Origin of the sequence: Streptomyces sp. SAI-127 (assembly GCF_029894425.1) — a bacterium.
Classification (GTDB): Bacteria; Actinomycetota; Actinomycetes; order Streptomycetales; family Streptomycetaceae; genus Streptomyces.
In genome coordinates this window covers 3,102,732-3,123,096 of the sequence record NZ_JARXYJ010000001.1, presented here as the reverse complement: position 1 = coordinate 3,123,096, position 20,365 = coordinate 3,102,732, and the positions used below count along the sequence as shown (strand labels likewise).

The window sequence follows — 20,365 nt, the reverse complement described above, 5'->3', positions numbered from 1 at the left end:
ATGGACCCTCCGCCACAGGCGCACACAGGTGTCGGTCACGATGCGGAGTACACCATGAGGGCCCGGAGCGTTTCAACTCACCGTCACTATGTGGACACACAGTGACGGTGAGCACGTCAACGGGAGCCGGCCCCCGCGCCGGCCTCGGCCTTCGCCGGCGGTCCGCCGAGCGCCGTCTCGGCCGCCGAGTACAGGTCGGCCGGGCGGACTCCGCTCAGCGCCGTGACGAGGTGACCGTCGGGCCGTACGAGAAGGACCGTGTGGGGGGCCGCACCCGGGTACTCCTCGGCCACCAGGAGCTCGGCGTGGTGCGGCAGCGCGGTCACCGACGCGGCCAGACGGGGCATGATCCCGGCGGTCACCCAGTGCTTGCGCTCCCACACTCCGGTGCCCGGCGCGACCAGTACGACCAGCAGCGCGCCGCGGCCGAGGCGCTCGCGCAGCCGTACGAACGAGCCGTCCTCGGCGGTGACCCGCACATCCGCGACCGCGGACCCCGGCAGGGTGTCGACGGGCACCTCTCCTTCGAGATGCCGGGGCGCGAGGGGCGAGTCGGCGTACGTCCCCGGCGCGCCGAGCGGGCCGCGACCCAGGTGACCGTCGGTGAGCAGGGCGTCGTGGCCGCGGGCCGAGCCGGGGACGACCGAGCGCAGCCCCCCGCCGCCACGCAGCAGCGGCAGCGCCTGGTCGGCGGCGCGCAGCCGACCGGCGACGACCGTGCGCCGCTCGGTCTGGTAGCTGTCGAGAAGCGCCTCGTGCGACCCGTGGTGCCAGGCCAGGGCGAGCTTCCAGGCGAGGTTGTCGGCGTCCTTGAGGCCCTCGTCGAGGCCCTGCGTGCCGAGCGCCCCGAGGCAGTGCGCCGCGTCCCCGGCGACAAAGACCCGGCCGGCGCGCCAGCGGCGGGCCAGCCGGTGGTGCACGGTGTGGACCCCGGTGTCGAGGAGTTCGTACGGCGGTGTCGAGCCGCCCGTCCAGCCGGCCAGGGTCTCCCGGACGCGGGCCACCAGGAGCTCGGGGGTGACCAGGTCCTTGCCCGGCGGCAGCAGCCAGTCCAGGCGCCACACTCCGTCGGGGAGCGGGCGCGCGGTGATCTCCCCGGCCGACGGGCCGGACGTCCGCCACGGTGGCATCCGGTGGAGCAACGCCCGGTCCTCCCAGGGGAGTTCCGCGCGCAGGGCGGCGACCGCGTGGCGCTCGACCGCCGTACGGCCCGGGAAGCGGATGTCCTGGAGCTTGCGCACGGTGGAACGCGGGCCGTCGCAGCCGACCAGGTAACTGCCGCGCCACCAGGTGCCCTTGGGGCCGCGGGTATGGGCGGTGACGCCCGAGGGCTCCTGCTCGATCGTGTCGAGACGGCTTTCGGTGGTGAGCTTGACCAGTCGCTGCTCGGCCAGGGCGGCGCGCAGGGCGCCGGTCAGGACGTGCTGCGCGAGGTGCAGAGGGGCGTCTCCGGCCTCCTCGAAGTCGACCTCGCGCATCACCTGCTTGCGGCGCATCGACCGCCATCCGGCCCAGTGCACACCGAGCTCGTTGACCGGCACTCCGGTCAGCCGCGAGATGAGAGCGGCGGTGTCCTCGTGCAGTACGGCGGTCCGGGCCAGGCGGGGTTCGTCCTTGCCCGGGCCTTCGTCGAGGACCACGGAGGGCACCTCCTGACGCGCCAGCGCCAGGGCGAGCGTGAGCCCGACGGGCCCCGCTCCGACGATGATCACCGGGTCCACGGCGCGGCGCCCCCTGCCCGCAGCGGAATGCCGGGAGATGTATCTGAACAGGAGGTTGGGGCAGGGTGCACGATCACAGAACGTATGCAACCCATTGCCGGTGCTTGCGTCAAGTGACGGAGGCAGTGGCGATCATGCCACTGCCTCCGTGTCGTCCGGGCGGACGGTTCAACTCACTTGACTGACTGTCAGAATCCGCCGCCGGTGTTCTCGCCGGTTCCGTAGGCGCCACGCACCGCGGCGGGGTTGACCTCCACCGTGTCCTCGCCGAGGACCGCGCCCGTGCTCTTCTTGCTGCGCCGCAGCCTCTGCTCCAGCCAGCCCGCGAAGCTGGTGAGGAGGAAGTTCAGGATGATGTAGATGATGCCGACGACGATGAAGCTCGGGATGACGTTGGCGTAGTTGGCCGCCAGCGTGCTGCGCGAGTTGAGCAGCTCGGTGAAGCCCAGCATCACGCCGCCCAGCGCGGTGTCCTTCACGATGACGACCAGCTGGCTGACGATGGCCGGCAGCATCGCGGTGACCGCCTGCGGGAGCAGGACACTGGTCATCGTCTGGCCCTTGCGCAGGCCGACCGCGTAGGCCGCCTCCGTCTGTCCCTTGGGCAGGGAGAGGATGCCGGCGCGGACGATCTCGGCGAGCACCGAGGCGTTGTAGAGCACCAGGCCGGTGACGACGGCGTACAGGGGCCGCTGTTCGCTGGAGATGTCCGAGGAGCGGACGTAGAACTCGTTGGCGAACAGCATCAGGAGCAGCACCGGGATCGCCCGGAAGAACTCGACCACCGTGCCCGCCGCGCCCCGCACCCAGGCGTGGTCGGACATGCGGGCGATGCCGAAGACCGCACCCAGCGGGAGGGCGATCACCATGGCGATCGCCGCGGCCTTGAGGGTGTCACCGAGACCGGGCAGCAGATACGTCGTCCAGGCCTCGCTGGTGGTGAAGGGCTCCCAGAGGCTCCACTTCAGCTGGCCCTTGTCGTCCATCGTCTGCCACACCCACCACAGGAGGAGGGCGAGGAGAACGGTGAAGAGGATCGACAGGAGGACGTTGCGCCGCTTGGCGCGGGGGCCGGGAGTGTCGTAGAGGACCGAGCTCATCGCTTCACCGCCAGGCGCTTGCTGAGCCAGCCGAGGATCAGACCGGTCGGCAGGGTCAGGACCACGAAACCGAGGGCGAACACCGCGCCGATGAGCAGCGTCTGGGCCTCGTTCTCGATCATTTCCTTCATCAGATACGCGGCCTCGGCCACGCCGATCGCGGCCGCCACGGTGGTGTTCTTGGTGAGCGCGATCAGCACGTTGGCCAGCGGCCCGATGACCGAGCGGAACGCCTGCGGCAGCACGATGAGACGCAGGGTCTGGCTGAAGTTCAGCCCGATCGCGCGGGCCGCCTCTGCCTGGCCGAGCGGCACCGTGTTGATGCCGGAGCGGATCGCCTCGCAGACGAAGGACGCGGTGTAGGCGACGAATCCGAGCACCGCCAGCCGGAAGCCCTGGACCTTGAAGTCGTCGGACGCGCCCATCGTCACACCGAAGATGTCGGCGAGGCCGAGCGAGGTGAAGACGATGATGACGGTCAGGGGGATGTTCCGGACGATGTTGACGTAGGCGGTGCCGAATCCGCGCATCAGTGGGACCGGGCTGACCCGCATCGCGGCCAGCACGGTGCCCCAGATCAGGGAGCCGACGGCGGACAGGGCGGTGAGTTTCACCGTCATCCAGAACGCCCCGAGGACGTCATAACCTTCTAGAAAGTCGAACACGATCTCCCGCGCTTCCGGGTGTGTGGCGTACGTGGACGGGCGCGGCGCGCCGCCGCCCTGAGCGCGGCGGGCGGCGGCGCGCCGGTGGATCCCGCGTTACTTGACGATGACGCCGACCTTCGGGGCGGGCTCGTTCTTGTAGCCGGCCGGGCCGAAGTTGTCGTCGACCGCCTTCTGCCAGGAGCCGTCGCTGACCATCTTCTCCAGGGCGGCGTTGACCTTGTTCAGGGTCGCGGTGTCGCCCTTCTTCACACCGATGCCGTAGTTCTCGTTGCTCAGCTTGAGGCCGGCGAGCTTGAACTGGCCCTTGTACTTGTCCTGGGCCGCGAAGCCCGCGAGGATCGAGTCGTCCGTGGTCACCGCGTCGACGGCGCCGCTCTGCAGGCCGGCGATGCACTCCGAGTAGCCGGAGTACTCGCGCAGCTGGGCCTTCGGGGCGAAGTCGTCGTGGACGTTCTGCGCCGAGGTGGAGCCGGTCACGGAACACAGCTTCTCGCCGTTGAGGTCCGTGGCCTCGCTGATCTTGGAGTCCTTCTTGATCAGCAGGTCCTGGTGGGCCAGCAGGTACGGGCCGGCGAAGTCGACCTTCTTCTTGCGCTCGTCGTTGATCGAGTAGGTGGCCGCGATGATCTTCACGTCACCACGGGAGAGCGCGTTCTCACGGTCGGCGCTCTTGGTCTCGACGAACTCGATCTGGTTGGGCTCGTAGCCGAGCTGCTTGGCCACGTACGTCGCCACGTCCACGTCGAAGCCGGAGAAGGAACCGTCGGGCTCCTTGAGGCCGAGACCGGGCTGGTCGTACTTGATACCGATCTTGATCTTGCCGCCACCGCCGCTGGAACCCGAGCCGGAGCTGTCGTCCTTGCTGTCGCCGCCGCAGGCGGTCGCGGACAGGGCGAGAGCGAGAACGGCGGCCGAGGCGGCGGTGACCTTGCGGAGCTTCATGGTGAACATCCTTTGGGTGGTGAAGAGATGAGGGCCGTCGGTGGTCGATCCGGGTGGCACGTCAGTGGTGCAGGATCTTCGACAGGAAATCCTTGGCACGGTCGCTGCGCGGATTGCTGAAGAACTGGTCGGGCGCAGCCTCCTCGACGATCCGTCCGTCCGCCATGAACACCACGCGGTTTGCAGCCGATCGTGCGAAACCCATTTCGTGCGTGACGACGATCATTGTCATGCCGTCGCGGGCGAGCTGCTGCATGACCTCCAGCACCTCGTTGATCATCTCGGGGTCGAGCGCCGACGTGGGCTCGTCGAAGAGCATGACCTTGGGGTCCATCGCCAGGGCGCGGGCGATGGCGACACGCTGCTGCTGACCGCCGGACAGCTGGGCGGGGTACTTGTCCGCCTGTGTGGTGACGCCGACCCGGTCGAGCAGGGCGCGCGCCTTCTCCTCGGCCTTCTTCTTGTCGGCCTTGCGGACCTTGATCTGGCCCAGCATCACGTTCTCGAGCACGGTCTTGTGCGCGAAGAGGTTGAAGGACTGGAAGACCATTCCGACGTCGGCGCGCAGCCGGGCCAGTTCCTTGCCCTCCTGGGGCAGCGGCTTGCCGTCGATGGCGATCGAACCCGTGTCGATCGTCTCCAGGCGGTTGATGGTGCGGCACAGGGTGGACTTCCCGGACCCGGAGGGCCCGATGACCACGACGACCTCGCCGCGGGCGATCGTCAGGTCGATGTCCTGCAGTACGTGCAACGCACCGAAGTGCTTGTTGACGCTCCTCAGGACGACCAGCTCGCCGGTCGCGACCGCATCTTCCTTGGCCGCCGATACTTCGGTCATCGCTCTCTGGCTCCGTCCTCCTCGGTTTCGGAGGACAGTAGTAACCCCATGCGACCAGCGTCATTAGTCTTGAGGGGAATCTGAGCATCACGATCCGATAGCAATCGGACACGTGTCGTAGCACTTGCGACCAGTGCGCATACCGGCCGGGTAACGGAACCGCGGTGCAACCGGAACCCTCTTGACGCCGTCCTCATCCATCAGCATGACTGCACGGTGCGCACGCGCGTGTGCGTACGCACATTTGTACCTGTTCACTGCATATTCAGATAGTACGTCCGATGGACCAAAGGGGGCCGGGGTGAGACTTCTCCTCGTCGAGGACGACAACCACGTGGCTGCCGCGCTGTCCGCGGTGCTCGCCCGGCACGGTTTCGACGTCACGCACGCCCGCAGCGGCGAGGAGGCCCTCCAGGCGCTCGTGCCGGAGGTGGACGGCTTCGGCGTCGTGCTCCTGGACCTCGGACTGCCCGACCAGGACGGCTACGAGGTGTGCGGCAAGATCCGCAAGCGCACCAGCACTCCGGTGATCATGGTCACCGCCCGCTCCGACGTGCGCTCCCGCATCCACGGTCTGAACCTCGGCGCCGACGACTACGTGGTCAAGCCGTACGACACCGGGGAGTTGCTCGCCCGCATCCACGCCGTCAGCCGGCGCACCGTCCATGAGGACGCGCCGGGCGGCGGGGACACCGCGCTGGTCCTCGGTGCCGTGCGCATCGAACTGCCGACCCGTCAGGTCACCGTCGACGGCACGGTCGTCCAGCTCACCCGCAAGGAGTTCGACCTCTTGGCGCTGCTCGCCCAGCGGCCCGGTGTGGTCTTCCGGCGCGAGCAGATCATCAGCGAGGTCTGGCGCACCAGCTGGGAGGGGACCGGCCGCACGCTGGAGGTACATGTGGCGTCCCTGCGCGCGAAGCTGCGGATGCCGGCGCTGATCGAGACGGTGCGGGGTGTGGGGTACCGGTTGGTGGCGCCGGGGGTGTGAGGGGTTGGGCTCCGGGGGCTGGCGGCGGGGGTTGAGGGCGGTGACTCCGGGGCGCGGAGGCTTGGGGGTCGGGAGTGCGGTGCGAGGGCTTGGGTGGGGCGGCGGCTTGGGTGGGGCTGGGGCGAGGGTGCGTTGTGAGGGCCGGGCCGGACTGGGCCTGGGCTGGGGCGAGGGTGCGTTGTGAGGGCCGGGCTGGGCCTGGGCTGGGGCGTTGGGGTGAGGTGCGGAGGGACAGCTTCGGCTGACGGGGTGGGGTGAGGCCCGGGTCGAGGGTGCGTTGTGAGGGTCTGGGCTGGGGCGTCGGGGTGAAGGTGCGGGGTGCGAGGCCGGGCTGAGGGCTGGGTGGTGGGGGCCGGGTGAGGGCTTCGGCTGACGGTCTGGGGTGAAGGCCGGGTCGCGGGTCTGGGCATGCCCTGGGGAGAGGGGCGGTCGAAGGTGGGAGCGGCCTGGGGTGAGGGGCGGCGGTGAAGGTTCCGCGTGAAGGTGTGACTGAGTGGCCGCCGTGAAGGCTGGGGATGGACGTGCGGGGCGCGCAGCTGTGCGAGGCTCGGGGTGAGGTATCCGGGGCAGGAGAGGGACGGTGTCTGTGGGCGCGGGTGAGTGCGGCGGCGAGGGTGCCCGCGTGTTCGGTGGCGGCCTGGGACGGCTCGGCGCGGGGGCCTGGGGCGGTTCGAGCGAGGGTGTCAGGCGCTGCCGGGGGGCGGTACGACAGAGGCTGGGCGTGAGTGGGATCCGGACCCGGGGTGCCGGCCGAGTCCGCGTGTGCCGTCAGGGGCTGGATGTAGGTGGGATCCGGAATCAGGGCGCCGCGCCCGTCTGTGTATGCCGTGTGGTCGTGGTGCGGCAGCGGCGGGGCGTGAGTGGGATCCGGAACCGAGGTGCCGGCCCCGTCTGCGTGCGGCGTGTGGTCGTAGTGCGGCAGAGGCCCGGCGTGGATGGCAACCGGGACCGGGGTGCCGGCCGGCGGGACCCCGTGTCGGGGCGCTCGCGGCTTCGGTGCGGGGCGTAGGCGGGGTCGTGCGTACACGTCTGCTTCCGCTGCTCATCATCCTCATGGCCGCCGTGCTGATGGCCCTGGGCGTGCCGCTCGCCATCGGTGTCGCCTCCGCCCAGCAGCAGAAGGTCGTCGTCGACCGGATCGACGACACCGCGCACTTCGCCGCCCTCGCCCAGTTCGTCACCGATGCCTCCGACGAGCGCCTGGAGACGCTGGAGAGTGAACTCGCCAGCTACTACAAGGTCTACGGCATTCGTGTCGGTGTCTTCTACGACGGTGATGTGCCCATGGCCACCGCGCCACGCGGATGGTTCCTCCCCCGGGAGGGTGAGGTGCGCGACGCGTTCGGCGAGGCGCTGCTCAGCCGCCGAAGCCAGGACCCCAAGCAGGTCTGGCCCTGGCAGCGGGGCCGGCTGGTCGTCGCCTCGCCGGTGATCCGGGACGGTGACGTCATCGCGGTCGTCGTCACCGACTCGCCCACCGGGCCGATGCGTTCGCGGATCCTGCACGGCTGGCTCGTCATCTTCGCGGGCGAACTCGCCGCCATGCTGCTGGCCGTCGGCGCCGCGCTGCGGCTGACCGGCTGGGTGCTCAGGCCCGTGCGGGTCCTCGACGCCACCACCCACGACATCGCCACCGGGCGACTCAAATCGCGGGTCGCGGTGGCCGGGGGGCCGCCCGAACTCAGGCGGCTGGCACGGTCGTTCAATGAAATGGCGGACAACGTCGAGGACGTGTTGGAGCAGCAGCGGGCCTTCGTCGCCGACGCGTCCCACCAGTTGAGGAATCCGCTCGCCGCCCTGCTGCTGCGTATCGAGCTGCTCGCCTTCGAACTTCCCGAGGGGAACACCGAGATCGCCTCCGTGCAGACGGAGGGCAAGAGGCTGGCCCAGGTCCTCGACGACCTCCTCGACCTCGCGCTCGCCGAGCACACCGAGGCGGACCTCAGGATCACCGACATCGGGGAGCTGACCGCCGAACGGGTCGCCGCCTGGACACCCACCGCCGAGGCCAAGGGAGTGCGGCTGGTGGGCAGTTGTCCACCCACCACCGCCTGGGCCGACCCCGTCACGCTCTCCAGCGCCCTCGACGCGGTCATCGACAACGCGATCAAGTTCACGCCCAAGGAGGAGACCGTCGAGGTCACGGTCGCCGCGGACGGGGACACCTCGACGGTCGTGGTCGCCGATCGCGGCCCCGGACTCACCGATGAGGAACTCGTGCGTGTCGGCGACCGGTTCTGGCGCAGCGGGCGCCATCAGAACATCAAGGGGTCCGGTCTCGGGCTGTCCATCTCGCGGGCGCTGCTCGCTGCCGGGGGTGGATCGATCTCGTACGGTCACCATGAGCCGCACGGGCTGGTGGTGACCGTCTCCGTGCCCCGTACTCGCCCTACGGTTTGACCGAGCGGTAGTAGCGGCGGGCTCCGTCGTGGAGGGGGACCGGGTCGGTGTAGATCGCCGTGCGTACGTCGACCAGCTGGGCGGAGTGGACGTCGTGGCCGATGCCGTCCCTGCTCTTGATCACGGTCCGGGTGAGCCACTCGGTGAGCTCGGGGTCCATGTCCTTGCGGGTGATCAGCAGGTTGGAGACGGCCATCGTCGGGACGGTCCTGTTGTTCTGGACGGACGGGTACGCCGACGCCGGCATGTTGGTGGCGCGGTAGTAGCGGGTGGGCTCGCCCTCGGCGTGCAGCTTCGCCACGAGGGAGGGTTCGATCGGGACGAAGCGGAACGCGGAGCGTTCGGCCAGCTGCTTCAGGCCGTCGGTTGGCAGGCCGCCGGACCAGAAGAACGCGTCCAGGCCGTGGCCGAGAAGTTTGGGGCCGGTGTCGATGCCCTCTGCCCTCGGCTGGATGTCCTGGTCCGGGTCGATGCCGGCGGCGTTGAGCACGCGGTCCGCTATCAGTCGTACGCCGGAGTTGGGGACGCCGATGGAGACGCGCTTGCCCTTCAGGTCGGCCACGGTGCGGATGTCCGAGTCGGCCGGGACGACGAGCTGTACGTAGTCGTCGTAGAGGCGGGCCACGCCGCGGAGCTGGTCGGCGCCGGGGCCGTTGTTCTGCTGGTAGGTCTCCACCGCGTCGGCCGCGGCGATGGCGAAGTCGGACTGCCCGGTCGCCACGAGCCTGACGTTCTCCTGGGAGCCCGCGCTGGTCTCCAGTTTCACCTTCAGGTCCGGCATGTCCTTGTGGATCTCCTTCTGGAGGAGTCCGCCGTACTTCTGGTAGACGCCTTGCTTCGTGCCCGTGCTGAAGGTGATCGTGCCGGCCGGGGGGGCCTCGCCCAGCGGGAGCAGCCACCACAGGAGCAGGCCGAGGACCACGATCGTGGCGGCCGCGGTCTGGAGCGCCTGGCGGCGGCTGAGGCGGGGGAACGGCTTGGGCATGCCGGTGATCCTGCCAGGGGGACGGGGGGCTGACCAGTGCGTCCGGCGGTTGGGCGGGGTGCCTGCGGCGGCCTGCGCGGGTTCGGTGGGGGTGCGTCCGGCGGTTGAGCGGGTGCGGGTGGCTGCGGGTTCGGTGGGGGCGGGCGTTGTGCGCAGTTCCCCGCGCCCCTGAGTGCCTGCGGCGGCCCGTGCCGGTTCGGTGGGGGCGGAGGTAGCGCGAGCGGGTGCGTTGTGGGTCGGGGCCGGGGTGGGGGGTGTCCGTCCTCGGTCCGGCGGCTCGGTCCCTTGAGCAGGGCTCGGTGACGGACGCCGGCCGCTGCGGGCGGACACCCCCCACCCCGTCCCCTGCGCGCCGTACGCGGCCAACGGCCCGGCGGGGCGCGCGGTGCGGCGACCGGTCCGCCGCGGCGCGCGAGGTGACGAACGGTCCGCCGTGGCGTGGGGTGCGGTGATCGGTCGGTCGTGGTGCGCGAGGTGACGAACGGTCCGCCGTGGCGTGGGGTGCGGTGATCGGCCCGTCGTGGCGCGTGAGGTGGGGATCGGTCCGTCGTGGTGCGGGTGACTGCAACTCCCCAGGGGCGCGGGGAACTGCGCGACCAGCCCCCACCGGCCCGCACCCGCTGGCAACCTGGCCCGGCACCCCCTTAGGCGCCGTCCCGGCCCACCGACGCCTCGGCCACCTGGGAAGTGCTCCCCGCTGCCGTCGAGGCGTTGGCGCGGCGGGCCGTCAGTCGTGTCGCCACGGGCTCCGTGTAGCGGGCCGTGAGGGGGCCGAGGATGACCAGGATGAGGACGTAGGCCGTGGCCAGGGGGCCCAGGGAGGGCTCCATGCCGGCCGAGACCGCCAGGCCCGCGATGACGATCGAGAACTCGCCGCGGGCCACCAGGGCGCCGCCCGTGCGCCAGCGGCCCTTGGGGGAGATTCCGGCTCGGCGGGCCGCCCAGTAGCCGGTGGTGATCTTGGTTGCCGCGGTGACCAGGGCCAGGGCCAGGGCGGGGAGCAGGACCGGGGGGATGCTCGCCGGGTCCGTGTGGAGGCCGAAGAAGACGAAGAAGACCGCGGCGAAGAGGTCCCGCAGGGGGCTCAGGAGGGTGTGGGCGCCCTCGGCCACCTCGCCCGAGAGGGCGATGCCCACGAGGAACGCGCCCACCGCTGCCGATACCTGGAGTTGCTGTGCCACGCCCGCCACCAGGATCGTCAGGCCCAGGACCACCAGCAGCAGCTTCTCGGGGTCGTCGCTCGAGACGAAGCGGGAGATCAGGCGGCCGTAGCGGACCGCCACGAACAGGACCAGACCCGCGGCTCCGAGTGCGATGGCCAGGGTCAGGCTGCCGGCCAGCAGGCCCGCTCCGGCGACGAGGGCGGTGACGATGGGCAGGTACACCGCCATCGCCAGGTCCTCCAGGACCAGGACGCTCAGGATGACCGGGGTCTCCCTGTTGCCGACCCTGCCCAGGTCGCCCAGGACCTTCGCTATGACGCCGGAGGAGGAGATCCACGTGACGCCGGCCAGGACCACCGCCGCCACCGGGCCCCAGCCCAGCAGGAGAGCGGCCGCCGCTCCCGGGAGGGCGTTGAGGGCGCCGTCGACCAGGCCGGAGGGGTAGTGGGCCTTGAGGTTGGTGACCAGATCGCCGGCCGTGTACTCCAGGCCGAGCATCAGGAGCAGGAGGATGACGCCTATCTCGGCGCCTATCGACACGAACTCCTCGCTCGCGCCCAGCGGGAGCAGGCCGCCCTCACCGAAGGCCAGGCCGGCCAGGAGGTAGAGGGGGATGGGGGAGAGGCGGAAACGGGCGGCGAAACGGCCGAGGAGACCCAGGCCGAGGATGATCGAGCCGAACTCGATCAGCAGGACCGCGGAGTGCACGCGTTCACTCCCGCCCGAGGATCGCCGCGGCGGCGTCCACGCCCTCGCGGGTGCCCACCACGATGAGGATGTCCCCGCCCGCCAGGCGGAAGTCCGGCGCGGGGGACGGGATCGCCTCGGCCCGGCGCAGGGCCGCCACGACGGACGCGCCGGTGTCCGTGCGCATCTTCGTGTCGCCCAGGACCCGGCCGTTCCAGCGGGAGCCGGCCGCCACCTCGACGCGCTCCGCCACCAGACCCAGGTCCGAGGTGTAGAGGAGGCTCGCGCTGTGGTGGGAGGGCTTCAGCGCGTCGATCAGGGCGCCCGCCTCGGAGCCGGTCAGGCGCAGCGACTGGGCGCAGGAGTCGGGGTCGTCGGCCCGGTACACGCTCACGGTCCGGGCACCGTCGCGGTGCGCCACCACGGAGAGATGGCGGTCCTCGCGGGTCATGAGGTCGTACTGGACCCCGATCCCCGGCAGCGGCGTCGCCCTCAGGCGTGGTGCAGACACGTTTCTTCCCCTTGTGGTTGGTGTGATCACGGGTGCCGGGTTCGCATGCTGCCAGGTCCCCGTACGGTGGCGATATGGGTGACGTGACGGATATACGCGAGCGGCGGGGCCCGGCGAGAGTGGCTTCTCGGGCGTCGTACGAGAGGAGCGAGGGCAGGACCGTGTCGCTGTTCTGGCGGATCTTCTCGCTCAACGCCGTGGGCCTCGTCGTCGCCGCCGCGCTGCTGCTGGGGCCGGTCACCGTGTCGACGCCCGTCCGGCAGGGGGAGGCCGTGGTCGTCCTCGGGGGGCTCGCTCTGCTGCTGGCCGCCAACGCTGTCGTGCTGCGGGTCGGGCTCATCCCGCTCCAGCGGCTGGGGCGGGCCATGGCAGCCGCCGATCTGCTGCGTCCCGGGGTGCGTGCGCCCGTCTCCGGTCCTTCCGAGACGGCCGCGCTGATCACGACGTACAACACCATGCTCGACCGGCTGGAGGCCGAGCGGGCGACCGGCGCTGCCCACGCGCTCTCCGCGCAGGAGAGGGAGCGGCATCGCATCGCGCGGGAGCTTCACGACGAGGTCGGGCAGACGCTGACCGCCGTCCTGCTCCAGCTGAAGCGAGTCGCCGACCGGGCGCCGGAGGAGCTGCGGGAGGAAGTGGGACAGGCGCAGGAGGCCACTCGGGCCGGTCTGGACGAGATCCGCCGGATCGCGCGCCGACTGCGGCCCGGGGTGCTGGAGGAGCTGGGGCTGCCGAGTGCGCTGCGGTCCCTGGCGGCCGAGTTCACCACGCACGGGCTGACCGTGCGCCATCACGTCGGGGGCGATCTGCCCCGGCTGACCGAGGAGTCGGAACTGGTCGTCTACCGGGTGGCCCAGGAGGGCCTGACCAACACCGCGCGGCACTCCGCCGCCGACCGGGCCGAGGTGCGGCTCCAGCCGGTCGCCGGGGGTGTCGAACTCCTCGTGCGCGACAACGGCAGTGGGCTGGGCGGGGCGGTCGAGGGGGCCGGGATACAGGGCATGCGGGAGCGGGCGCTGCTGGTGGGGGCGGTGTTCTCGGTGGCGCCGGGGCCCGGGCGGGGAACGGATGTGCGCTTGCGGATACCGGTCGTGGCGGGGGTGCGCTGATGTCCCGGCCGACCCGGGTGCTGCTCGCCGACGACCACACCCTCGTACGGCGGGGGGTGCGGCTGATTCTCGAGGGGGAGCCGGACCTCACAGTCGTGGCCGAGGCGGGCGACGGCGCCGAGGCGGTGGAGCTGGCACGCGCGCGTGAGGTCGATCTCGCCGTACTGGACATCGCCATGCCACGGATGACCGGGCTCCAGGCGGCTCGCGAGCTGTCCCGGCGGCTGCCGGACCTGCGGATCCTGATCCTGACGATGTACGACAACGAGCAGTACTTCTTCGAGGCCCTCAAGGCCGGGGCCAGCGGCTACGTCCTCAAGTCCGTCGCCGACCGCGATCTCGTCGAGGCGTGCCGGGCCGCCGTACGCGACGAGTCCTTCGTCTACCCCGGGGCCGAGCGGGCCCTCGTCCGCTCCTACCTCGACCGGCTGCACCGCGGCGACGACCTGCCCGCGCGGGCCGTCACAGAGCGCGAGGAGGAGATCCTCAAGCTCGTCGCCGAGGGACACACCACGAAGGAGATCGGCGAGCTGCTGTTCATCAGCGCGAAGACGGTCGAGCGTCATCGGGCGAATCTGCTGCACAAGCTGGGCATGCGGGACCGGCTGGAGCTGACCCGGTATGCGATACGGGCGGGGCTCATCGACCCTTGAGGCGGGACTGCGGCTGGGTGGCCCGACGCCGCCGCACCACGTACGCACCCGCGAGCCCGACCCCGCCGAGTGCCAGTGCCACGCCGATCGCCTGCTCGAAGCCGGCCGGGCCCACGCTGCCCCCGGACCCGCCCTGGACACCGAGCGTCGGGAGAGGCGTGGCCACGGTCACGGTCGCCGTCGGAAGAGGCGTGGCCACGCTCACGGCCTCGGTGTCCCTTTGGGGCAGCACCTCACAGGCGATGCCGTCGTCCCGTCCCCGGTCCTCGTCGAGCCGGTCGGGGTCGGTGGGGTCGAGGTCGAACACCGCCTGCGCGTCCTCCTGGTAGACGAAGTCGGCGCAGTCCCGGTCGCCTTGAGCGTGTGCGACGCCGGACAGCGGTCCTGCGGTGGCCAGGACTGCCACCGCGGCGCCGGTGAGCGTGGTGCGTATTCCCATGGGTCGTGCCTTTCGGGTGGGGCCTGAACAGCCGTCACCGCGACCCTAGGGACGCGCCCCGGCGTCCGGCCCGTTGTGCTGGGCCGAACGGGCGCGCGTCGTCACAGGAGTGCGTCCCAGTCCTCGTCGAAGTCCGCGGGGTTCAGGAAGAGCACATCCGACGGCCGGTCAGGGCCCCGCAGGGACTGTTCCGTCCAGATGCACTTGCCCGTGGGGGTGTAGCGGGCGCCCCAGCGGGTCGAGAGAGCCGAGATGAGCTGCAGGCCCCGGCCGCCCTCGTCGGTCTCCGTGGCCCGGCGGATACGGGGCATGGTCTGACTGCCGTCGTACACCTCGCAGATCAGCTCGGTGGTGTGCAGAAGGCGCAGCCGGACGGGACCGCGGGCGTGCCGGACGACGTTGCCGACCAGTTCGCTGACCAGGAGCTCCGTGGTGGGGGACAGGTCGTCCAGGTCCCAGGCCGCGAGCTGTTCGCGGATGTGGCGACGGGCCTGGCTCGCCGCCTTCGGGTCCTCGGGCAGGGACCAGCCGGCCATCCGGTCGGCCGGCAGCGCGTGCAGGCGGGCCACCAGGAACGCCGCGTCGTCGGCCGCCTGCTGGCCCGTCGGCAGGAGACCGGCCGTCAACGTGTCGCACAGGCGCTCAAGGTCCACGGCGGTCCCGTCGGCGTGGGCGGCCCCGAGCAGCCGCGCCAGCTCCGCCATGCCCTCGTCGATCTCCCGCTTCGCCGATTCCACCAGCCCGTCGGTGTACAGCACGAGCAGACTGCCCTCGGGCACCTCCAGCTCGGCCGTCTCGAACGGCGGCTTGGCGGCTCCCAGCGGGGGATCGGCGTCCGGCTCGGGGAAGTGCACGGTTCCGTCGGGCCGTACGAGAGCCGGCGGTGGATGGCCGGCCCGGGTGATGGAGCAGACCCGGGTCGTCGGGTCGTACAGCGCGTACAGACAGGTGGCGTACGAGGCCTCGCCCATGCCGCCGACGATGTCGTTGAGGTGGCCGAGGATCTCGCCGGGCGGCAGTTCCAGGTCGGCCAGCGTGTGCACCGCGGTGCGCAGCCGGCCCATGGTGGCCGCCTCCGGCAGACCGTGGCCCATCACGTCGCCGACGACCAGCGCGACCTGGCCGCCGGACAGCGGGATGAGGTCGTACCAGTCGCCGCCCACGTCCGCGCCCGGTCCGGCCGGCAGATAGCGCGCGGCCGCCGTGCACGCGGGCAGGTCGGGCAGCGCCTGGGGGAGCAGACTGCGCTGGAGTTCCCGGGACCGGGTGTGCTCGGCGTCGTAGAGGCGGGCCCGCTCCAGGGACTGGGCGACCAGGGCGGTGATCGTGGTGAGCAGGGCGCGTTCCTCGTCGTCGAGCAGCCGCGGCCGGTCGAAGGAGACCACGCACACCCCGAAGGTGTGCCCGGACGCCGTCAGCGGCAGGAAGGCCCAGGACTCCTTCTCGCCCCGGGAGGGGAAGCCGGCCAGCTCGGGATAGCGGGCGGCGTACTCGTGGGCCGAGGACACGAACAGCGGGAGGCCGGACGCGATGGTGTCCCAGGCCGGGTCGCCGGTCGCCGCCCGGGAGCGGCTGTCGAGGAGGGCCATGAAGTCCTGGGGGTAGCCGACCGCACCGACGTGGTGGAGCCGGTCGCCCTCGCTGACCTGGACGATCAGCCCGGAGGCGGCGAACGGCGGCAGCACCCGCCGGGCGACCGCGTCGACCACGTCCCGTGACGTCGTCGCCTTGGCGAGCTCCGTGGTCAGCTCGGCGATCCGCACCGCCCGCTCGGCCGCGGCCCGTTCCGTCGCCTGCCGCTCCTCCGCCAGCCGGCGCTTCTCCGTGACGTCCTGGAAGTAGAGGGTGCGGCCGTCGGGCCCCGGCACCAGCCGTACGTGCACCCGCCGCCGGCACTCCGCGAGGTGCACGTCGAACCCGGCGGGCTTCTCCTGTGCCCCGGCCTCCAGACAGCCCTCCTTCAGGCCCGGGACCTGCCGCGTGGCCGGCAGGTCCCACAGCAGGCGCCCGAACAGTTCCTCCTCGGAGAAGCCGAGGAAGCGTTCCGCCTCCAGGTTGGCGAAGGTGATCCGCCACTCGTCGTCGACCGCGAGGAAGCCGTCGCTCATGTGTCTCAGGGCCCTGCTGAGGGCGTCGCGCGCGGTGCGGGACTCGTTGCTCTCCCAGCCCACCCCGATCATCCGGAGGGGCTCGCCCTGCTCGTCGTAGGTGGCCCGGCCGCGGGCCTGCGTCCAGCCCCAGGTGCCGTCCAGGCGCCGTACGCGGTACTCGGCCTCGTAGACGCTGTGGTCGAGGATGGCCCGCTGCGCCGCCGCCAGGGTGGGTGCCAGGTCGTCGGGGTGGACGATCCGCATCCAGTTGTCGATCCGGCCGGTGAAGTCGGTCGGGCGGGTGCCGTACAGCGCCAGGGCGGCCTCGTCCCAGATCAGGTCACCGTTGCGGATGTCCCAGTCCCACGAGCCGACCTGGACCTCCTTCAGGGCCTGCCGGAGCCGTTCGCCGCCCAGTTCCGCCTGGGAGGGTCCGGACGGCGGTGGTGCCTGGGCCATGCGGTCCTCGGTCCAGGCGACGACGTCCCGCAGGAAGTCCCAGTGCCGCGGGGTGGGTTCGCCCCCCTCGCCGGCCAGGACGGTCAGCGCGCCGACGCTGCGCCGGCCGCTGAACACCGGGAGGGCGGCGAGGCCGGTGCCGGGCCAGGGGACCTCGTCAGGCGCGTCCTGGGACAGCGGCACCCAGACGCCCTCGCCCTGCTGGAGCGCGCGGGCCGGGGCCAGGGGGCCCTCCTGGTCGACGATCTCCCAGGAGCGGGTGAGGGCGGGCGGCAGACCGACGGACGACACCAGGCGCAGCGCGGACATCGGGCCGCGCAGATGCATGGTCCCGCCGAGCGCGCTCAGCTCGCCGACCGCGTGGCCGAGCGCCAGCCGGAAGACCTCGCTCTCCGTCGCACCAGGGGTGACCGTGCCGAGTAGAGCGAGCCGCGCGTTCATGGAGGGAACTTATCGTTCCCGTTTCCGTTCGAAACCTGCTTCACCGTTTCCGACGAGCGGTCCCCCGCCTCTTCCTTACCTCAACTCCCCATACTTCACAGGAAGTTGCCGAAATCCCGGCCGTGTACCGTGCCGTCGGACCGGGCAGTCTCCGATCATGAGGAGCGGCATGGACATCGGTGTCTTCATCCCCATCGGCAACAACGGCTGGCTCATCTCCAAGAGTTCCCCGCAGTACATGCCGACCTTCGAGCTCAACAAGGCGGTCGTGCAGAAGGCCGAGGAGCACGGCTTCGACTTCGCCCTGTCCATGATCAAACTCAAGGGCTTCGGCGGCGAGACCGAGTTCTGGGACCACTGCCTGGAGTCGTTCACGCTGATGGCGGGCCTGGCCGCGGTCACCGAGCGGATCAAGCTGTACGCCTCCACGCCGATCCTCGCCCTGCCGCCGGCGATCGTCGCGCGCATGGCGGTCACGGTCGACTCCATCGCCCCCGGGCGGTTCGGCGTCAACATCGTCACCGGCTGGGCGCCCGGCGAGTACGCGCAGATGGGCGTGTGGCCCGGCGACGAACACTTCGGCAACCGGTACGCACGGGCCGTGGAGTACGTGACGGTGATGAAGGAGCTGTGGAGCGAGGGCGTCAGCAACTTCAAGGGCGAGTTCTACGAGATGGACGACTGCGTGCTCTCGCCGCGGCCCACGGACGGGCACATCGACATCGTGGCCGCCGGGCAGAGCGGCACGGGCATGCGGTTCGCCGCCGGGCACGCCGACTACAACTTCATCCTGGGCAGCGGGGTGAACACACCGCTGGCCTTCTCGGACAGCGCGGCCACGCTGGTTCAGGCGGCGCGGGAGACCGGCCGTGACGTCGGTGCCCTGTCCCTGTTCATGGTCATCGCCGACGAGACCGACGAGGCCGCGCGCGCGAAGTGGCAGGACTACCACGACGGCGCCGACCACGCGGCGCTCGCCTACATGGCGGGGGAGTCGGCCACGGACACCACCGCCGACGACTCCTCCACGGCCCGCACCATCGTGCTGCCGGAGGGCGCCGTGAACTTCAACATGGGGACGCTCGTCGGGTCGTACGAGAGTGTCGCGCGCATGCTCGACGAGATCGCCGGGGTCGAGGGGACCAAGGGGATCATGCTGGTCTTCGACGACTTCCTCGAGGGCATCGAGCGGTTCGGGACCCGGATCCAGCCGTTGATGCGGTCGCGGCACGGGCGGACATGAGAAGAGGCCGGTGCGCGGTCGCACCGGCCTCGCTCACGAGGTGAACCAGTCCTCCGGGTTCATCCAGAGGTGCCTCAGTCCGTGCCGAACTCCATCGCCGCCCGGTCCAGCAGGGCCTCGTCCTCCGAGACCTCGCCGCGCGACGCGATCGCCTCGGCGCCGCCTTCGGGGAGTTCCGGCATGGTGCCGATCAGGCCCGTGGCCGCCGCCTGGGAGGCGCCGATCGTGGGGCTGCCGGTGCCGATCAGGCCGAGGCCGGCGTACTGCTCCAGCTTGGCGCGCGAGTCGGCGATGTCGAGGTTGCGCATGGTGAGCTGGCCGATCCGGTCCACCGGTCCGAAGGCCGAGTCCTCGGTCCGCTCCATCGACAGCTTGTCCGGGTGGTACGAGAACGCCGGGCCCGTGGTGTCGAGGATCGAGTAGTCCTCGCCGCGCCGCAGACGCAGGGTGACCTCGCCGGTGATCGCCGCGCCGACCCAGCGCTGGAGCGACTCGCGGATCATCAGGGCCTGCGGGTCCAGCCAGCGGCCCTCGTACATGAGACGGCCCAGGCGACGGCCCTCGTTGTGGTACTGGGCGACGGTGTCCTCGTTGTGGATCGCGTTGACGAGCCGCTCGTAGGCCGCGTGCAGCAGGGCCATGCCGGGCGCCTCGTAGATGCCGCGGCTCTTCGCCTCGATGATCCGGTTCTCGATCTGGTCGGACATGCCGAGGCCGTGCCGGCCGCCGATCGCGTTGGCCTCCATGACCAGGTCGACGGCGGAGCCGAACTCCTTGCCGTTGATGGTCACCGGGCGGCCCTGGTCGAAGCCGACCGTGACGTCCTCGGGTGCGATCTCGACCGACGGGTCCCAGAACTTGACGCCCATGATCGGCTCGACGGTCTCGATGCCGGTGTTGAGGTGCTCCAGCGTCTTGGCCTCGTGCGTGGCGCCCCAGATGTTGGCGTCGGTGGAGTACGCCTTCTCGGTCGAGTCCCGGTACGGCAGTTGGTGCGCGACCAGCCACTCGGACATCTCCTTGCGGCCGCCGAGCTCGGTCACGAAGTCCGCGTCCAGCCAGGGCTTGTAGATCCGCAGGTTCGGGTTGGCGAGCAGGCCGTAGCGGTAGAACCGCTCGATGTCGTTGCCCTTGAAGGTCGAGCCGTCGCCCCAGATCTGGACGTTGTCCTCCAGCATCGCCCGGACCAGGAGCGTGCCGGTGACGGCGCGGCCCAGGGGCGTGGTGTTGAAGTACGCCCGCCCGCCCGAGCGGATGTGGAACGCCCCGCAGGTGAGCGCGGCCAGTCCCTCCTCGACCAGCGCGGCACGGCAGTCGACCAGGCGCGCGATCTCGGCACCGTAGGCCTGCGCGCGGCCGGGCACCGAGTCGATGTCGGGCTCGTCGTACTGGCCGATGTTCGCGGTGTAGGTGCAGGGGATGGCGCCCTTGTCGCGCATCCACGCGACCGCGACGGAGGTGTCGAGACCGCCGGAGAAGGCGATGCCGACGCGCTCGCCGGCGGGGAGGGACGTGAGGACCTTGGACATAGGAAGATTATGCATCACCGCGCATGGTCATGCAAAGCCCCCTGGTGCCGCCCCCTACGTGATTCACGTCATTCGTTCGGCGGCCGGTGGCTCGCCCATGGCGTCGGAATGTCCTGTCGGTGAACAAGAGGCACCCGCCCTGCGGCTTCTCTGCAGGCTTCGCAAAGGGATGCCTCAGGACTCCACAAGAGATCTTGCTCCCGCCTTCACGCAGCGCTTACAACGTGCCCGCAGCCTGTGCGTCCGCTGTCGCGCCGGCGTGTGTGGCTGGCCGTGATTCCGTTGGTGCTGTCCTTCTGGGCCCAGGAGGGGGCGGCGGCCTACGCGGCGACGAAACCGTCGCCCTCGCCGGGCACTTGTGGAAGTGGCTGTCGGGTTCGGACGGTCCGGGCCTGAGCT

General features: G+C 70.9%; 16 protein-coding genes. 5 read left to right on the top strand and 11 right to left on the bottom strand.

The annotated features are described in order from the left end of the window. Window positions 1-116: 116 nt before the first annotated feature. The 5 genes from M2157_RS14155 to M2157_RS14135 all read right to left on the bottom strand — a co-directional run bounded on the left by M2157_RS14155 (window position 117) and on the right by M2157_RS14135 (window position 5,269). The gene (locus tag M2157_RS14155; protein WP_280865413.1) at window positions 117-1,721 is read right to left on the bottom strand and encodes an FAD-dependent monooxygenase; all 1,605 of its coding nucleotides are present in this window, start codon (window positions 1,719-1,721) and stop codon (window positions 117-119) included. Window positions 1,722-1,909: 188 nt separating this feature from the next. Then, window positions 1,910-2,821, bottom strand: coding sequence for an amino acid ABC transporter permease (locus M2157_RS14150; protein ID WP_280862227.1), 912 nt, complete (start codon window positions 2,819-2,821; stop codon window positions 1,910-1,912). Continuing rightward, entirely contained in the window at window positions 2,818-3,486 is a 669-nt protein-coding gene (locus M2157_RS14145; protein WP_280862226.1) for an amino acid ABC transporter permease, read from the bottom strand. Before M2157_RS14145 ends, M2157_RS14150 begins: the two co-directional genes overlap by 4 nt. 96 nt (window positions 3,487-3,582) lie before the next feature. Next, window positions 3,583-4,431, bottom strand: a complete 849-nt coding sequence (locus M2157_RS14140) for a glutamate ABC transporter substrate-binding protein (protein WP_280862225.1) — start codon at window positions 4,429-4,431, stop codon at window positions 3,583-3,585. Between the two features lie 61 nt (window positions 4,432-4,492). Further along, a complete protein-coding gene (locus M2157_RS14135; protein ID WP_057613299.1) occupies window positions 4,493-5,269 on the bottom strand; it encodes an amino acid ABC transporter ATP-binding protein in 777 nt (258 codons plus the stop codon). Window positions 5,270-5,570: 301 nt separating this feature from the next. Here M2157_RS14135 and M2157_RS14130 point away from each other — a divergent pair, with 301 nt between their 5' ends. Beyond that, the gene (locus tag M2157_RS14130; RefSeq protein WP_069761570.1) at window positions 5,571-6,257 is read left to right on the top strand and encodes a response regulator transcription factor; all 687 of its coding nucleotides are present in this window, start codon (window positions 5,571-5,573) and stop codon (window positions 6,255-6,257) included. A 1,017-nt stretch (window positions 6,258-7,274) separates the two neighbouring features. Beyond that, window positions 7,275-8,657 (top strand): HAMP domain-containing sensor histidine kinase, encoded by a 1,383-nt coding sequence (locus M2157_RS14125; RefSeq protein WP_280865412.1) that lies wholly within the window; start codon window positions 7,275-7,277, stop codon window positions 8,655-8,657. Here the strand turns inward: M2157_RS14125 and M2157_RS14120 are convergent. The 3 genes from M2157_RS14120 to M2157_RS14110 form a co-directional block, all read right to left on the bottom strand. Further along, complete coding sequence (locus M2157_RS14120) at window positions 8,647-9,642, bottom strand: TAXI family TRAP transporter solute-binding subunit (RefSeq protein ID WP_280862224.1); 996 nt, start codon at window positions 9,640-9,642, stop codon at window positions 8,647-8,649. The genes M2157_RS14125 and M2157_RS14120 overlap by 11 nt on opposite strands. Before the next feature lie 644 nt (window positions 9,643-10,286). Continuing rightward, window positions 10,287-11,513, bottom strand: a complete 1,227-nt coding sequence (locus M2157_RS14115) for a cation:proton antiporter (RefSeq protein ID WP_280862223.1) — start codon at window positions 11,511-11,513, stop codon at window positions 10,287-10,289. A 4-nt stretch (window positions 11,514-11,517) separates the two neighbouring features. After that, a complete protein-coding gene (locus tag M2157_RS14110) occupies window positions 11,518-12,003 on the bottom strand; it encodes a TrkA C-terminal domain-containing protein (protein WP_280862222.1) in 486 nt (161 codons plus the stop codon). 161 nt (window positions 12,004-12,164) lie between these two features. Here M2157_RS14110 and M2157_RS14105 point away from each other — a divergent pair, with 161 nt between their 5' ends. Both M2157_RS14105 and M2157_RS14100 read left to right on the top strand, forming a co-directional pair. Then, window positions 12,165-13,112 (top strand): HAMP domain-containing sensor histidine kinase, encoded by a 948-nt coding sequence (locus M2157_RS14105; RefSeq protein ID WP_280862221.1) that lies wholly within the window; start codon window positions 12,165-12,167, stop codon window positions 13,110-13,112. After that, window positions 13,112-13,765, top strand: a complete 654-nt coding sequence (locus M2157_RS14100; RefSeq protein WP_280862220.1) for a response regulator transcription factor — start codon at window positions 13,112-13,114, stop codon at window positions 13,763-13,765. The genes M2157_RS14105 and M2157_RS14100 overlap by 1 nt, the downstream gene beginning before the upstream one ends. Here the strand turns inward: M2157_RS14100 and M2157_RS14095 are convergent. Beyond that, window positions 13,752-14,204, bottom strand: a complete 453-nt coding sequence (locus M2157_RS14095) for a hypothetical protein (RefSeq protein ID WP_280862219.1) — start codon at window positions 14,202-14,204, stop codon at window positions 13,752-13,754. The two genes, M2157_RS14100 and M2157_RS14095, sit on opposite strands and share 14 nt — an antisense overlap. A 101-nt stretch (window positions 14,205-14,305) precedes the next feature. Continuing rightward, window positions 14,306-17,194 carry a SpoIIE family protein phosphatase gene (locus M2157_RS14090; RefSeq protein ID WP_280862218.1) on the bottom strand — a complete coding sequence of 963 codons (2,889 nt, stop codon included), beginning with the start codon at window positions 17,192-17,194 and terminating at the stop codon, window positions 14,306-14,308. Between the two features lie 169 nt (window positions 17,195-17,363). On the opposite strand from M2157_RS14090, the gene rutA reads away from it, so the two are divergent. Next, complete coding sequence (gene rutA, locus M2157_RS14085; protein ID WP_280862217.1) at window positions 17,364-18,437, top strand: pyrimidine utilization protein A; 1,074 nt, start codon at window positions 17,364-17,366, stop codon at window positions 18,435-18,437. Window positions 18,438-18,511: 74 nt separating this feature from the next. Here rutA and argG read toward each other — a convergent pair whose 3' ends face one another. Further along, entirely contained in the window at window positions 18,512-19,966 is a 1,455-nt protein-coding gene (argG, locus tag M2157_RS14080) for an argininosuccinate synthase (protein ID WP_062035887.1), read from the bottom strand. Between the last annotated feature and the right edge of the window lie 399 nt (window positions 19,967-20,365).